Source organism: Variovorax sp. Root473, from assembly GCF_001426505.1.
Classification (GTDB): Bacteria; Pseudomonadota; Gammaproteobacteria; order Burkholderiales; family Burkholderiaceae_C; genus Variovorax.
Genome location: NZ_LMEV01000002.1, coordinates 125,027 through 140,555 on the forward strand (window position 1 = coordinate 125,027; position 15,529 = coordinate 140,555).

Annotated in this window: 13 protein-coding genes; all 13 read right to left on the reverse strand. The window is 55.7% G+C overall.

All coding sequences use genetic code 11. The annotated features are described in order from the left end of the window. Positions 1-49 precede the first annotated feature (49 nt). Positions 50-1,237 (reverse strand): DegT/DnrJ/EryC1/StrS family aminotransferase, encoded by a 1,188-nt coding sequence (locus tag ASD34_RS03310; RefSeq protein ID WP_056572680.1) that lies wholly within the window; start codon positions 1,235-1,237, stop codon positions 50-52. Between the two features lie 6 nt (positions 1,238-1,243). Next, positions 1,244-1,906: an acetyltransferase gene (locus ASD34_RS03315; RefSeq protein ID WP_056572682.1), complete on the reverse strand. Its 663-nt coding sequence runs from the start codon at positions 1,904-1,906 to the stop codon at positions 1,244-1,246. Then, positions 1,903-2,508: a sugar transferase gene (locus tag ASD34_RS03320; RefSeq protein WP_056572684.1), complete on the reverse strand. Its 606-nt coding sequence runs from the start codon at positions 2,506-2,508 to the stop codon at positions 1,903-1,905. Before ASD34_RS03320 ends, ASD34_RS03315 begins: the two co-directional genes overlap by 4 nt. Beyond that, positions 2,505-3,722, reverse strand: a complete 1,218-nt coding sequence (locus ASD34_RS03325; protein ID WP_056572686.1) for a glycosyltransferase family 4 protein — start codon at positions 3,720-3,722, stop codon at positions 2,505-2,507. Before ASD34_RS03325 ends, ASD34_RS03320 begins: the two co-directional genes overlap by 4 nt. Next, on the reverse strand, positions 3,719-5,536 hold the full coding sequence (locus ASD34_RS03330; protein WP_235509962.1) for a heparinase II/III domain-containing protein: 1,818 nt from the start codon (positions 5,534-5,536) through the stop codon (positions 3,719-3,721). Before ASD34_RS03330 ends, ASD34_RS03325 begins: the two co-directional genes overlap by 4 nt. A 35-nt stretch (positions 5,537-5,571) precedes the next feature. After that, entirely contained in the window at positions 5,572-7,731 is a 2,160-nt protein-coding gene (locus ASD34_RS03335; RefSeq protein ID WP_056572689.1) for a bi-domain-containing oxidoreductase, read from the reverse strand. A gap of 147 nt (positions 7,732-7,878) precedes the next feature. Continuing rightward, positions 7,879-8,769, reverse strand: a complete 891-nt coding sequence (locus ASD34_RS03340; protein WP_082548487.1) for a glycosyltransferase — start codon at positions 8,767-8,769, stop codon at positions 7,879-7,881. Positions 8,770-8,850: 81 nt separating this feature from the next. Beyond that, positions 8,851-10,104, reverse strand: coding sequence for a hypothetical protein (locus ASD34_RS03345; protein WP_157609616.1), 1,254 nt, complete (start codon positions 10,102-10,104; stop codon positions 8,851-8,853). Next, complete coding sequence (locus ASD34_RS03350) at positions 10,101-11,630, reverse strand: polysaccharide biosynthesis protein (RefSeq protein WP_056572697.1); 1,530 nt, start codon at positions 11,628-11,630, stop codon at positions 10,101-10,103. Before ASD34_RS03350 ends, ASD34_RS03345 begins: the two co-directional genes overlap by 4 nt. Then, positions 11,627-12,199 (reverse strand): acyltransferase, encoded by a 573-nt coding sequence (locus tag ASD34_RS03355; protein WP_157609621.1) that lies wholly within the window; start codon positions 12,197-12,199, stop codon positions 11,627-11,629. Before ASD34_RS03355 ends, ASD34_RS03350 begins: the two co-directional genes overlap by 4 nt. Positions 12,200-12,210: 11 nt before the next feature. Continuing rightward, positions 12,211-13,323: a DegT/DnrJ/EryC1/StrS family aminotransferase gene (locus tag ASD34_RS03360; RefSeq protein WP_056572701.1), complete on the reverse strand. Its 1,113-nt coding sequence runs from the start codon at positions 13,321-13,323 to the stop codon at positions 12,211-12,213. Between the two features lie 88 nt (positions 13,324-13,411). After that, positions 13,412-14,248 carry a glycosyltransferase gene (locus tag ASD34_RS26960; protein ID WP_200937511.1) on the reverse strand — a complete coding sequence of 279 codons (837 nt, stop codon included), beginning with the start codon at positions 14,246-14,248 and terminating at the stop codon, positions 13,412-13,414. Next, on the reverse strand, positions 14,245-15,522 hold the full coding sequence (wecC, locus tag ASD34_RS26965) for a UDP-N-acetyl-D-mannosamine dehydrogenase (RefSeq protein ID WP_082548489.1): 1,278 nt from the start codon (positions 15,520-15,522) through the stop codon (positions 14,245-14,247). The genes ASD34_RS26960 and wecC overlap by 4 nt, the downstream gene beginning before the upstream one ends. Positions 15,523-15,529 lie beyond the last annotated feature (7 nt).

The following is a 15,529-nucleotide window of genomic DNA, read 5'->3' on the forward strand; positions in this document are numbered from 1 at the left end:
AGCAGCCAACGCCACAAAGTCACGCGGGCCGCAAGGCGGCCCCACCCTGTCACGCCGACGCCTCCGCCAATACCTTTGCAATGACTTCGCAGCTCTTGCCCATTTCGCTCGAAGTCAGCGTTGGGTGGACCAAGAACATCAGGCTCGTTTCTCCCAACTCGCGTGCGACAGGCAATCGTTCAGCAGGCCGCCAGCCCGTGCCATCGAATGCGCGCTCCAGATACACCTCAGAACACGAGCCCTGATAGCAAGGCACACCCTGCACTTGAATGGCGTCGACGATCCGATCACGGCTCCAGCCCGCAGCCAACTTCTCACGCTGCACATAGACATAGCACTTATAGTGCGCATGAACGCTACCAGTTGCTTCATGATTCGCGAAGACAGGAACGCGAACCGCAGCATGCGGCCGTGCGGCCTCCCACACGGCCTGCGCATGACGCGTGCGTGCAGCAGTCCAATCGGTCATGCGACGCAATTGGATCCGGCCGATGACCGCCTGCAGTTCCAGCATTCGCCAGTTGGTGCCAAAGCTCTCGTGCACCCAGCGAAAGCCCGGCGGGTGCTCGCGCTCGTAGACGGCTTCGTAGCTCTTTCCGTGGTCCTTGTACTGCCACATAGTGCGCCACAACGCTTCATCGTTGGTCGTGACCATGCCACCCTCTCCACCCGTGGTCATGATCTTGTCTTGGCAGAACGACCAGGCGCCGGCATGACCAATGGAGCCGACGGATTGCCCCTTGTAGCGCGCACCATGCGCCTGAGCACAGTCTTCGATTACCTTGAAATCATGCTTGGCCGCAAGCACCATGATTGGATCCATGTCGCACGGCCATCCGCCCAAATGCACGCAGATGACAGCCTTGGTGCGCGGTGTGACGACCTGCGCAATGGTCTCGGCCGACAGGTTGCCGCTTTCTGCATCGACATCGGCAAACACTGGCGTCGCCCCCGTATTCACCACGCATGAGACGCTCGCGATGAAGGTGCGAGGCGTGACGATGACTTCGTCACCCGGGCCGATGCCCATGCCCTTGAGGATCACATCCAGGGCCAGTGTGCCATTAGCCAACGCGAGCGCATGCGCGGTACCTGCCCATGCGGCGAATTCCTTTTCGAACAGGCGGCATTCCTGCCCCGTCCAGTAATTGACCTTGTTGGACAGGAGCACGCGTTGCACGGCATCGGCTTCTTCGGTGGTGAAGCTCGGCCAAGAGGAGAAAGGGGTGTTCAACACGACAGTTCAACCTTTTTTGATAGGTGGTTTGGCAGGGTTTCCGACCACAGTGACGCCGGGCGGCACGTCACGCGTGACCACCGCGCCCATGCCGACCAAGGCACCACGGCCGATCACTAGAGGCTTGCCCGGCTTGCCTTGCTTGATAACAGCACCGGCGCCGATGTAGGCGTGGTCCTCAATGTGCACGTTACCGTTGCACTTGGCACCGGGCGCGAAAGTGACGAAGTCGCCGATCATGCAATCGTGTTCGACATAGCTGTACAAGTTGGCGTGAAAGTGCCGCCCAATACGAATGTTCGAAGTGAGCGTAACGAACGGACTGAGCGCAGCGCCCTCACCCAGCGAAACATCGTCCATGACCACCGCATTGGAAGCCAGGACTGTCCAGGCTTTCACACCGTCGGCCACGCAGCGGTCGGCCAGTTTTTGGCGGACCGCGCTGTTTGCGATGGCAATCACGATCAGTCTTGCACTTGCATCAGCCTGCACAAACTCCTCATAACGCAGCACTCGATGGCCATTGATCTCGTGGACTTCGGGCTGGTCGTCCACGAACACCAACTGGGTTGCCGGAATGCCCTCGCGCGCCAACTGCGCGCGAGCCAAGGGCATCACACCGCGGCCGCAACCACTGGCGCCGTACACGGCAAACAGTGGCAACGTCATTGCTCGTGCTCCATTCGCGATCCGGTAAAGCGCGGCATCGTGGCCTCGCCCGCAGCGCTGATTCCATCACGCACCAACACCTTGCGCACCGTCAGCCACAAGATCTTGATGTCGAGCCAGAGCGAACGGTTGCCCACGTACCAGACGTCCAGCTTGAACTTCTCGTCCCAGCTCAATGCGTTGCGCCCATTGATCTGCGCCCAACCGGTGATGCCGGGACGTACGTCATGCCGGCGGAGTTGCTCCGGTGAATACAACGGCAAGTAATCCATCAGCAATGGACGAGGCCCCACCAGACTCATGTCTCCTTTGAGCACGTTCCATAGTTCTGGCAGCTCATCGAGGCTGCTGGCACGCAGGAAGCGACCGAATGCCGTCAGTCGCTCAACGTCAGGCAACAATTGGCCGTCAGTTGTACACGCATCCGTCATGGTTCGAAATTTGACCATCTGGAACGGCCGACCATGCAAGCCCGGGCGAATCTGTCGAAAAAAGACCGGACTGCCTAGCTTGCGACGCACCTGCAAAATCACAAACAAGAGTGGCAATGCCAAGACCAGCAAACCCAAAGCGGCCATAACGAAATCGAACAGTCGCTTCACCTGCGCACCTCTTCAATCCAGTCTACCCAGCGATCCGCCAACAGCGTACGGCTGAACTCCTTTTCTGCCAGTGCCCTTCCTTGGCTACCCATCACCTTGAGTGCATCCCGATCAGTAGCCGCAGCCTCCAGTGCGTCGGCAAAGGCAACGGGATCGTCCGGAGGAACAGCGAAACCGCAGCGATGCTCACCAATCATCTCTGCCAGCCAACCAGGGTAGTTGTTCAAGACCGGCAAGCCGGCGGCGATGTAGTCGAAGAACTTATTGGGTGAGGTGCCGTAATAAAACGCCGGCACGTTGGCCAATATTTGCAAGCCTAGGTCGGTCGCGGCCATCAAACCGGCCAGACGCGCCTTGTTGACCGGCTCATGAAAAACCACGTTGCTCAGACCGTCACGTTCAACACGCGCTTGCAGGCCCGGTTTGAGTTTGCCCTGACCAATCAGCAGCAACTTGATATCGTTTCGTCCACGGCGCTTGAGTTCCGCGGCGGCATCAAGCACCGCATCCAGTCCATTAGCCAGGCCGTGTGTCCCTGCAAACACCGCCATCAGATCGGTGGCTTGCACCTGGGCGGGCCTCCATGGCGTCACTTCAGCCGCGAAGATTTCCAGATCGCATCCATTGGGGACCAGGGCAACGCGCTGCCGCGGAACACCTCGGTGAGCGATCCCGTCCACGATGCCGGGCGACAGCCCGATCAGCCGGTGTGCCGAGCGGTAGCTGGCCCACTCGAGCATCGACAGAGCACCCAGTACTATCGGATTGCGAATGACCCCCATCGCGCGTGGCAACTCAGGCCACAGATCGCGCACCTCGAACACGAAGGGCTTGGCGCGCAGCCAACGCGCAAAGATTCCGGGAATGCCTGCAGTGAGCGGCGTGGTCGTGGCAAACAGCACGTCATACCTTTCGGTAAATGCGAGTCCGATGCTGCGTACGGCGAACTTTATGAAGGTGCCGGCACGCTTTGCCAATCCGTCGGTGTTCGAATAGGCAAGATCGAATTCGATCACCTCCATGCCTGCAACCAATCCACGGCGGCATCCCTTGACAAAGGGCGTGGCCAACCCGGTTTGACCGCCGCCGTAGCTGCCACACACCATGATGACCTCGTGCCCCCGTGCAATGAGGCGTCGAGCCATTTCGTACGAACGGATGCCAGCGGAGCCTTTAGGCGTCGAGAAATGTTGATGGAAATAAAGAACTCTCATACCGCCCAGCGCACATCCGTAGTCAAAGTGCCGGGTTGCTGGATCTCAATTTCCAGAACCGGCACAGGTGTTTTTTCAAGATAGTGGCGAGATTCCCACCCCTCCACCAACTCGCAGCGAACCAACACCATGCTGGCCTGCACATTCAGCGTGATGACGCCGTCGTGCCGATTTACCAAATGCACGGTTTCCGGCGTTCGGATCAGTTCCCAAGAACCGGGCGCCAATCGCCAGCGCAATACCGCGCGGTGCATGAAACCCGCAACTTCATCCTGCACACGCAGACTGCCGTTTCCGAGGCTGATGCGGCGTCGATGACTGGCACCTTGATCATCTCGGTAGCCAGCGGCATAGTGAGCCCCCACTGCATCCTCGCTCAACGGCTCCAGCCATTGCGTCTTGAGCCAGTTGCCAAACAAAAAACGGCTCAGCCGCGGCATCTGGTCGCGTCCGTCGAACTGCACTGTGTTGTGGCCTGCCGTGCCAGCGAAATAGTTTTGCCATTGCGGCTCGGTGTTGTAGCTGTAAGTCCCCGCATCGCGCAGCAGGTTTTGACCATCGAGCCACAGATCCAGGTGCAACGCATCGGCCTGGCTGGGACGAAAGCGAAAACGAGGGTATCGGAGCATCGCCATCGCGCCCCCGCAGTGCAGCACAGCAAAGCCGCCATCGTCTGCTACATAGTGCCCCAGCGTCGGCGCCACACCGTCGGGAAGCGGAATTCCGAGCCATTGCAGCGATGTATTCCAAGGACCATCTTCCGCATAAGCTCGCTGGTCCGCAAAGAGCGCCATCGCGGTCTGCACAGTGGGCCGATGGTCACGGTAAGGTGCATCAACCAGTTGCAAGAGGCGTGCTCCATCGTTCGCGCCCACATTCGGACCATCGCCGTTAAGGGGACTCACCATGTGCCGTAGCCATTGCGTCGCCGCGAGTGCCTTCGTCTGCCAACTCTCTGAAAACGCAGGCAGAGCAAGATGCCGTCGCCAAACCTCTGCCATACAGAAAGTGTCGAGCATTACCCGGTGGTAATTGAGCGAATACTGACTGAAGGTGCCCTGCGACCCGATCAATCGAGTCGCGCGATTTTCTAGCCAACGGCGTCCGATGCGTGCCCACTCCACACCCGCCGTCACACCTTCCAGCGCGAGCCAATTGCCGCCAATAAACAGTGCGGCAGCCTCGGAGGTTCCGTGGTTGTTGTCCTGCGCCATAGCGTACTGCAGTGTGGGAGCAATGCGCTGCAGATGTGCGTGAACCAGATGCAGCAATCCAGGCAAGGGGCGGCGCACCTGGTCAAGCACGAGTGCGGACATGGCTAAGTGCATCACCCGCAACGAAGCTTCCTGCCCACACTTCCAATTCGGACCTCGAAATGGCGGGTTGCGTGCGCACCAATCACTGAGCCAGTTGTTCAGCCGGTTCAAGGCTTCGGCATCTCCGTTGCGCGCTCGCTGGGCGAACGCCAGCACCCAATCCATCCGAGACAATTCCCAAATGAGCTTGATGTCCCCGGTGGCCGGATCGAAATCGGGGATCTGCCACCACTCACGTTCAGGGACTGCAATGCGTTGCCCGCTGAAAGGATTGGCCAGCCAGTCCGGCGGCTCTGCTGTCACATTGAACGGCCAATGGCTGAACAGTTGTGCAGCAGCCTCCCAGTTGGCTGTGACGGGCACGACTGTTGGCGCACCAAAAGTAGGTCGGAAGAATGGCGCCCCGGCAACCGCGCTTTTCAGCCGCCGCACGGGATTCAAACCGAGTTTCACGCCTATACGATAGCTCACAGCACGGCCAATATTGGACAAGCCCAACGCAGCGGCCGTACGAATCTTGATCCTCAAACCATTCATTGCCGTCGCAATTGCTCCGCAACGTCAATGGTGACGCGCGCCACTTCAAAAATCTCGTTCACCGGGATAGCTGCAGTACCTTTTTCGATCGCTCGCAGGAATGCGGCCGCACAAGCCTTCTGTCCCTTGTCCTGCTTCCACAGATTGAACTTACTGAAGCCAGGCCAGCCGTAACCCTTGAGTTTTCGAAAATTGTCCAACTGCAGCACGCGCCCAGCCGCAAACACTTCGACCCGCTCCTTCGGAAAGCTGGCCGCTCCATTGGCGAGATACAAAATGGTACCGAAAGATCCATCTCCAAAGCCCAGGGTGATCGAAGCCTTGTCTTCAGTGATTTCAACTCCCGGCGCATCGCCCATGCGGCGCGCTTGGATAGACACAATAGGACTGCCTGCCAAGAAACGCATTAAATCAATGAAGTGGCAAGCCTCGCCAATAATTCGACCACCGCCCACTGCATTGTCTTGCGTCCAATGATTGGCCGGAATGGCCCCGGCGTTCATGGTCATGATGAATGACTTTGGCTCTTTGATCGCTTGCAATAACGCCTTCATCTTTTGCACTTGGGGTGAAAAACGGCGATTAAATCCAACAATCAATTGCGGGCCGCGATCCGTTTTCCCCGAACTCTCACTGCCGGCTGCATGGGCTAAGGTATAAGCCGCTTCGACCTCCGCCAACTCGGCATGGTGAACAGCTAGCGGCTTCTCGACAAACACGTTCTTACCTGCTTTGATCGCTTCAACCACAAAGCGGGCATGCGTGTCATGTCGGGTGACTATGGCCACGGTATTTATGGCCGCATTGCCCAGCATCGCTGTTATGTCCGTAGAGGCCTCAGCAAAGCCGGCCCTCTCGCCGTGAATCACACCATTGATACCGCCAGCTGTGACGATGGTGTGAAACTGGGCCCCCGCTGCATTGAACGCGGGAATCAACATGCGCGAGGCGTAGTTTCCAGCGCCAATGAAGCCCAGCACAGGGCGCTGCGCGTTAAACCGCGTCTCTGGCCGCAGCGTCACGCTACGTACCGTGCGTTCGGCCACCGGGGTGGTGTACTGCAGCAGGATGCCTAAGCCGTTCTTATCCTGCGTTAGTGTTTCGTACGCTTTGGGTGCATCGTCGAATACAAACCGATGGGTGATCAGCGGCTTCACATCCAAATGGCCGCTAGCCAGCATATCCAGCACCGCTTCAAAATTACGCTGCTCCGTCCAGCGCACGAACCCCATCGGGTAGTCTTGACCCTTGTCCTCGTAATTCGGGTCATACCGCCCGGGCCCATAAGAGCAAGAGACCTGAAAACTCAATTCCTTCTCATAAAAATCCGCCCGATTGAGCTCAAGCCCGGTCACGCCAACCAGCACGATACGCCCGCGCTTGCGGCACATGCGCGCCGCGTGAGTCACAGGTTCGGTAGCCTTAGTTGAGGCAGTAATGATGACCCCATCCACCCCTTGTCCGCGGCTGAACGCCATGCCGGCCGCCACTGGGTCCTCGTCTCGACCTGGATTGCAAGTCGCCGCGCCGTACTGCCTGGCAAGCGCTAACTTCGATTCATCGAAATCAATCGCTAAAACACGACAACCGTGGGCGCGCAGCAGCTGCACAGTAAGCAACCCGATCAGGCCGACCCCCGTTACAACAAACGACTCACCCAGCGTAGGCTGCGCCAAACGGATTCCCTGCAGACCAATACTGGCCACAACCACAAATGAGGCGGACTCGTCATCCACTTGGTCGGGAATACGCGCACAGAGATTTTTGGGTACCTTCACCACGTCAGCATGCGGGCCGTTTGATACCACGCGGTCCCCCACCTTAAATCCCTCGGCCCCGGCCCCGACTTCCGCCACCACTCCCACGTTGCAATAGCCCAGTTGTAACGGCTGCGCAAGCTTTGATTGAACCGCTTCAATCGTTGTCATCAGCCCATCCGTCTGGATCTTCTCCAGCACCATTTTGACCTTCTCGGGCTGCTGCCTTGCCTTCTCTAAATAGGAAGCCTTGCCAAAGCCCACGAGCATGCGCTCCGTACCCGCCGAAATCAGCGACACTGTCGAATGCACACATAGATGCTCTCGGCCGACGCTAGGCGCAGGCGCTACGGCAAGCCTCGTTCCCCCTTTTGCCATATCTTGAAGGACTTGTTTCATGAATACATTCTCAATTCGGACATTTTCAGTAGTTTTTCATTGACCACGGGCTAGGCAGCGCAAACGCAATCCGTCGCCCCATAAGCCGCCCTACAGACGCCGGTGACGCTCGCGTCGATGTCGTGGCAGTTAATTTCAAGATGTACTTCACCGCATCCTTCCAACGAGGCCAAGAACCCCTCGCAGCATGTGTGCGATGTTGCTGGGAAAATACGAGAAGGAGTAAAAAAAAGAGAGTGTTAAGCACCCCAGACGCTCGATAAGCGGCCCATTGCGCGTCATGCCAATCGTTGCGTAAACGTAGGACAGGTAGTGATAGCGCGGGAATGCGGGATTGACTTGTTTGAGATAGGGCACCGAAGCCAAGTCGCGGCGCATCTGTGCCACCGTGGCGTTGGACGACATGCCTGCCCCGTGGATTCGGTAGGCGCACATCGCTTCGTCCGAATAGTGGATCTTGCCGTAGAAGGCGATGCAGAGATTCAAGAGGCGATCTGCCGAAAGCACATCCGGAGCCGGCAAGAAGACGGTCAGCACTTCCTTGCGAAACAATATCGACGCCGTATGGAACTGACGCCCACCGATCAGGTCTTTTACGCTGATCTCGCTACGCACGCCCTCACGAAAGGGGCGATCTGGCGCATCTCTCCGAACCACAAGTGCTTGATGCGCCGAACCAGCAAAGTCGCGATTCTGGTCCAGCAACTGGAGCTGCTTATGCAACTTCAGTGGATCGATCCAGTAGTCATCCCCTTCGCAGACCGCGATGTACTCTCCGGCGCAGGCCTCAAGCGTGCGCCGGAAGTTTGCCATGACTCCGTAATTACGATCGCTAGACAACAGGCGCACGCGCGCATCCTGCGTCGCGTACTTCTCGCAGATAGCTCGAGTTCCATCGGGACCTTGGTCCTCGCCAATCACCAGTTCCAAGTCGAAGTCGACCTTCTGATTCAGGATGCTCTCGATTGCCTGCGCCACAAACTCCTCATGCTTATAGGCAATCATGCAGACACTAACTTTGGGGTACTTCGAATTCATGGGTTTTATGGTTCATGCCAGTCAACCGCTGGCAGTCGTTGTTCTATCGGTGCGCTGCCAGCAGCGCCTCGTCCGACTTTATTAAGGTCTTTCCCATCGCCTGCGGGGTAAAGGGAAGATGCGCCAGCGACGGCTTGCAAGGCTCATCACCATTAGAAAAGCCAAGCAGAACCAGAAATAGGTCTGCTCCACCGGACTCACCATCATTCCCATCATCCACGCCGTGGCCAAAAGGTAAAACATGCCCGCGGCGATCCAGCTACGACGAAGGTTTCTCAAACCGTAGGCAATGGCTGCGCCATAAACGAAGCCCCCGATCGCGATACCGACAATGTGGAAGTCGCGATAAAACGTAAATGCCAGCGTTCCAAAGGCGTTGAAATCCTGCGCCTGGGAAACACCGATCGAAACTGCTGTGTCGTTGTACGCGGCGTTCTCAGAACTCGCGGCGAGGTAGTCGACCCCGATCATTCTGAAGGCCTGCTCCAAGAATTGCTCAAGAAACCCGAGAGAGGAGCGACCGTATGTGTGCACATGCAGAATGCTATTAGGATTCGCCAATTGGAAGTCATAGAACGAGAAGCCGATTAGGTGATATCCCACAACATAGCGCTGCACGGCGCCAAAAAGCTGGTCATCACCATCGCCAAAGCGATTCATCGCAGAGAGGACCAGCAATGCGCATGCAAGCGCCAATCCAATCATCGTGCGGCGATTGATGGCCGCCCCGTCAACATACAGGCTGGACATGTAGAAGAAGGCCAGCCAGAAAAGGTGAATGATGGGATAGTTGACCTGCCACAGGTAGGAGAACAGCCCGAAGTTGAGCACGCAAATCGTCAGCGCCAGTCGAAAAGGCTTCACACCTACGGCAAGGATGACGAGGATTAATCCGTAGCTAACAGGAAACGCGAGCACCTTGGTCAAGGTGTCCAATATCTTGATGCCCGTGAGCCCCCCGGCTTCCTGGGCGTCCATGCGAAGTCTAGCGAAGTACTCCATAAACCCGGTTGTGAAGGCTCCGGACAGTTGAAGGCTCGTGAGCAAGAGGATTGTGGCGAGAAGACTTAAGCCATAGACGATCCACTTGACCTTTGTCGAGTGGATTGGAAACGTGGAGATTGCACGTCTGCCAATCGGTGCTGATGCGCGATGAGCTTTTTTGATAAAGACAAAGCCAGCGGCGAATGCAGCCAACAGGACGACGAAGTGCAGGACCGCGATTGATGACGGTGGCGCGGCAATGTTCATCGCGGTCTGCGAGATGACGAGCCACAATAACCACCAGCCGACTAGCAAGGGAGCACGGAAGTCTGTTCTCTTCGTCTGTTTCACTTGATTGTCACAGTGCCTGATTGCCGGTATGGTGCGCGCCATTGTGCAAATGTCGTGCGTACTAGTGATGAAAAAGGCAGCGCGGCCACAAAAACTCCCAGTGTGACAAGCACGACTAATGCGCCAAGTGCGATACGACCGCTAGGCCACGGTGTCCAGAGCGTCAACACCACAGCAGCAACGGCCGCCGGTAAGAGGATGACCGCGATGTCGCGTCCGAGCCATTGCATGTGGAGACCAGGTGCGAATTTCCGATGGACAAGCGGCACCCACAGCAAACCGTACAGGATGTTCGCGCCCAACCACGTCCATCCTGCACCTACGGCCCCATGGCGCAGCGTCGCATAGACGATGGATGGAACAAGGACACCGAGGAAGATCACATTCCCGATGAGATGCAGGCGAACGTCTCCCCTCGAGAATTGCAGATAGTAGGGAAACGCGGCCAGTGAAAGGATGCCGTTACCAAGAGCGTAGAGCCGCAATATCGGTGCCGCGCTTTCCGCCAGTGCACGGTCGCCCGTCCACGCAAAGAGGATCTGTTCGGCTGCCAGTGCAAGCACGAGAGCAATTGTCGCGGCTATCAAGGCCATGCCTTGTGTCGCTTGGCGGTAAAGGGCAATTGCCTCAGCATCCGCCGATTGAGCGTGTAGGCGGCTAAGGCGTGGCAGCAACGCCGAGCTTAGTGGGCCGCTGATGATAGTGACGCCGCTGGCGAGGAGTACGGCCAACGTGAAGTGGGCATAGTCAGAAAGCGGCAGTAACGTCGACAGAATTAGCTTGTCCGCCTGTGTGACCGCAACCCAGACGCCTCCCGTAAAGGCGATGCTCAGCGAAAAACCCAGGGTTCCGCGAAGAGCACGGAAGTGAAGCCCCACACGTACCCCAGTATCAATGGTAGGCAGACTTGCGTAAGTACGCCAGACAAGCACAAAAGCTTCGATCCCGACAACCAGTACCTGGTAGGCAAAAAACACGGTCGGCGTAGCGCCGACGAAATGCAGTACTGGAACCACTAGCACAAATCGCGCAGTCGCCACGGCAATGTTAAAACCACCGAGCCAGACCAGACTCTCAAGTCCCCCTAACGCGCCCCGGTAGAGGCCGGAGAGCCAACGCAGCGCAACCGTGACAGCCATGAGTTGTACCGCAAGCGAGACTTGTACTGGCGACAGCGTGACGACTTTCAACCAAGTCGTTGCGACCCATCCGGCGTTCATAGCCAAACACAGCGCCATCGTGGCGCCAATTATCACGAAGATCACTTCTAGGGCACGTACCAACCGGCGCAGAGTCAGGCCATCAGTTGCACCGCCTTTATAGCGTGCACATTCACGCGCCAAGGTTGGCGAAAGGCCAAAGTCGAGCAGTTGGAACCATACCTGAAGCATGGTGAAGAAACCTACCAAGCCATACGCTTCGGATCCCATGTACTTCAAGTACATAGGCATCATGATAATGCCGACCAGCGCGATGTAAATTTGGCTGGTGTAGCTTGCAACAATGCTCGACTTAAGCGAACTCATTCGTGCGATCCATTCTGGATTTGGGCATGCAGACGTTGCTCGGCTTCTAGCAGGCCACGTTGCCGTTCGCGCACAAACCTCGCGGGCGTGCCTGCGTAGATGCCAAAGGGCCCGCAGTTGTCGCGCACAAGGCTGAGTGCGCCGATCGCGCCTCCCTCTTCGAGCGTCACACCAGGAAGCACTACCGTTCCGCTACCCACGATGACATGGCGTCCAATGATGACGTCCGCGTGAAAAACATTAGTGAAGTCTTCCGGGACCATCGGGTTGGTCATCGCAGCGCCCGTATAGTCATCACTGCTGGAATAGATTGACACTCTAGAAGAGATGTTGCAGAAATCCCGCAAAGTGATACGGCCTCGCCCAATCAATGATGAGTAGACCGCTAGGTGAACATAACTGCCGATCGCAATACCACCAGCTCCTGCGGAGAGTACGCAGAAATCATCGATGCGAACGTTATCCCCAATCGATATTCTGGCGGCGCCGTAAAACGAGGCGCGGTCCGAGATCAGTACATTGCGGCCAATCGAGGCGAATCCGACGGCCAAGAGCGCGCTCTGATCCATGATGGCCAAAATCACTGCTCCTTGATTACATCGATGATGTCCTGCTGCTCGTCCGGCTGCAGGGAGGGGTATATGGGAAGACACAGAACCTGCTGGGCCATTTGATTCGCGACGGGAAGATTCTCTCGATGTGCAGACGGGAGTCCGCGATACATCGGGAAATTGCAAATCAGAGGATAGAAATAGCGGCGGGCGTAGATGCCTCGTGCTTTCAGCTTTTCGTAAAGATCATCCCGGCTTGATGAGTATTCAGCATCCACCAGAATCGGAAAGTAGGCAAAGTTATCTTTGGATGCGCCGCTTCTCGCCACGCAGCGGATGCCTGGAACGCTCTGCAAATGAGCTCGGTAGGTTGCATCAATCTCGCATCGTCGTTGCATTGCACCGTCGATGTACTTGAGTTGAAGCAAACCCATCGCAGCATTCACTTCACTCATTTTGCCGTTGATACCTGGCGCAACTACCGTGGTTTCGTCCACGAAGCCGAAGTTTTTTAACTGGTCGATCCGAAGCTTGGTCTTTGCATCAGGGCACACTATGGCCCCCCCCTCAAACGTGTTAAAGACCTTTGTCGCGTGAAAGCTGAGTACAGACAAGTCGCCGTACTTCAGTACACTCGATTCGTTCAACTCGACGCCGAACGCGTGTGCAGCGTCGTAGATTACCTTGAGGTTGTAGATGTCCGCGATGCGCTGTATCGCTTCCACGTCGCAGGGCTGCCCGTAGCAGTGCACGGGCATGATGGCGGTAGTTTGAGGCGTAATTGCCGCCTCAATGCGTGCCGGGTCCATGTTCATGGTTACAGGATCAATGTCGACAAAGACCGGACGTATACCGTTCCACAGCAGGGAGTGCGCGGTCGCGACAAATGAATAGGGCGTTGTGATCACCTCACCAGTCACACGCAAGGACTGCAATGCTGTTACTAAACCAATAGTGGCGTTAGTGAAGAGCGCAATGTGATCTACCCCCAAATACTCGCAAAGCGCATCCTCGAGCTGCTGATGTAGTGGCCCCCCATTGGTTAGCACTTTGCTGCTCCAGATTTGCTCGAGATATCCCATGTACTCGGCAAGTGGCGGCAAATATGGCTGAGTGACGTAGATTGGTTTTTTTGCGCGCATGATTGACGATCGCGTTTAAGTATGAAGCTCTATCTTTTAACAATTAAATGGGGATCACATTTTCGAAATTCACGATTTCAAAATATAATCATCCAAATATTTTGATGTATTGACGACGAATTTTATGTGCTTTTCGGCCGAATTGCCACAACTTACGATTTGGTACGGCAATCAAACTTCCGTGGCAGCAATGAGTAACTTTTATCTCGGGATCGAAATATGGTTGCATGCCGTTGTCGGCCAACTGCTTACTCAAGAAATACTCCTCGCCCATTAAAAAACTAGGCGCCCAGAGCTCATCATAATATTGAAAAAACTTTGGCCCAATCAAATAACAGGAGCCATGGCCTTGATATATAGGCCGTGCCGCATGGTGCTGAAGTTCATCTCGACGATCTGTCACAGATTGAGAGATGCGCGCGACCCAAAGAATTAATTGCGCAATAAAATAATTCGAATAATAAAGATCGTAGATAATTTCCCGAGTCTTACTAATGGATCTAATGACTTGAGGGTTCTGATGCTTACCATCGAGCGTGACGACATCTGGCGAGACAACAGGCTGATCGTTAAAAACTTCAAGTCGGCGCTCAACTGCAACGCAAAAATTCTCCGGAAAAAGCAAGTCATTATTTCCAACCACCAAATGCTGGATATCAGGATAATTCTTTCGAATATGCCGGATTCCGCAGTTTAATCCAGGGAAATAGCCAACATTTTCCTCATTGAAAATGACATCAACATTTTTAAATTCATCCGCAAGCTCTCGCAATGTGGATAGGTGTTTTTTTGATGACTGATTATCAACAACGACTACGCGAATCTCATATTTGGTGCCCGCACTTTTCGAAAGTGATCGCACCGCCTCGACGGTGAAATGACTGTTGTTAAAGTTGGTGCAGATATAACCCAGCTTCATATTCATCGAGCGCCAGAAATTCCCAGCCCACAAGCATCGACCACAAGCATTCCCTTCCACCCGTCATTGGGATGATCTTTGAAGGCCTTGTGTCCAACCAAAAACACTGAAATATGTGCGCGAGCACAAGCCTCATCGGCACTTACCAAATGAGCGCAATCTTGCAGTGAATCAGAAATAATATCGATGTGAGGCTCAACGACTAACAAATTTCCAGGGTAAAATTGACCAAGCTTTTCAGCAATTTCGACGGCAGGACTTTCGCGTAGATCATCGATATCCGGCTTAAACGCCAGTCCAAAGCACGCAATAATTACGTCCTTGGCGGTCTTCGTCGGATTGGTTCGGAGGTGTTCGGCCACGGCCGCCTTGACTTTCGCAATTACCCACTCGGGCTTACCATCATTCACCTCACGTGCGGCACGAATCAGGCGGGCTTCTTCCGGCGCGGCGCTAACAATGAACCAGGGATCCACTGCAATGCAATGACCACCAACCCCTGGGCCAGGCTGCAAGATATTCACGCGCGGATGGCGGTTTGCCAGCTTGATCAATTCCCAGACATTGATGCCCTGCTTTTCGCAAATAATCGATAACTCGTTGGCAAATGCAATGTTCACGTCACGGAAGCTGTTCTCCGTTAATTTGCACATCTCGGCGGTGCGCGCATTAGTGATGACGCACTCGCCTTGCACGAAGATCTTGTAAAGTGCAGCCGCAGTTGCGGAACACAAAGAGGTCATGCCCCCTATGACACGATCGTTTTGTACCAACTCGCGCAGCACATGCCCAGGCAGCACTCGCTCTGGGCAATGAGCGACGCGAATGTCCGACTCTTCGCCGTGAGTCTGCGGAAAACTTAGGTCCGGCCTAGCCTCGGCCAACCAAGTTGCCATTTGCTCCGTGGCGCCCACAGGCGAGGTGGACTCCAAGATCACCAGGTTTCCCTTCCTCAAAACAGGTGCAATCGATTTACTGGCCGACTCGATATAGCTCAAATCAGGTTGATGGTCGTCTTTGAAAGGCGTGGGCACGGCAATCAGGAAAGCATCCGCAGGCTCGGGTTTAGTTGTTGCATGCAGGTATCCTTCTGTCACCGCAGCATGCACAACCATGTCGAGATCGGGCTCGACGATGTGAATTTTTCCTTGGTTGATGGTGTCCACAGCCTTTTGATTGACATCCACGCCCACAACATTGAGCTTGCGTGAGGCGAACACTGCGGCAGTAGGCAGCCCAATGTAGCCAAGGCCAATAACGGAAACGGTTTTGAAGTTCATGCGCTGA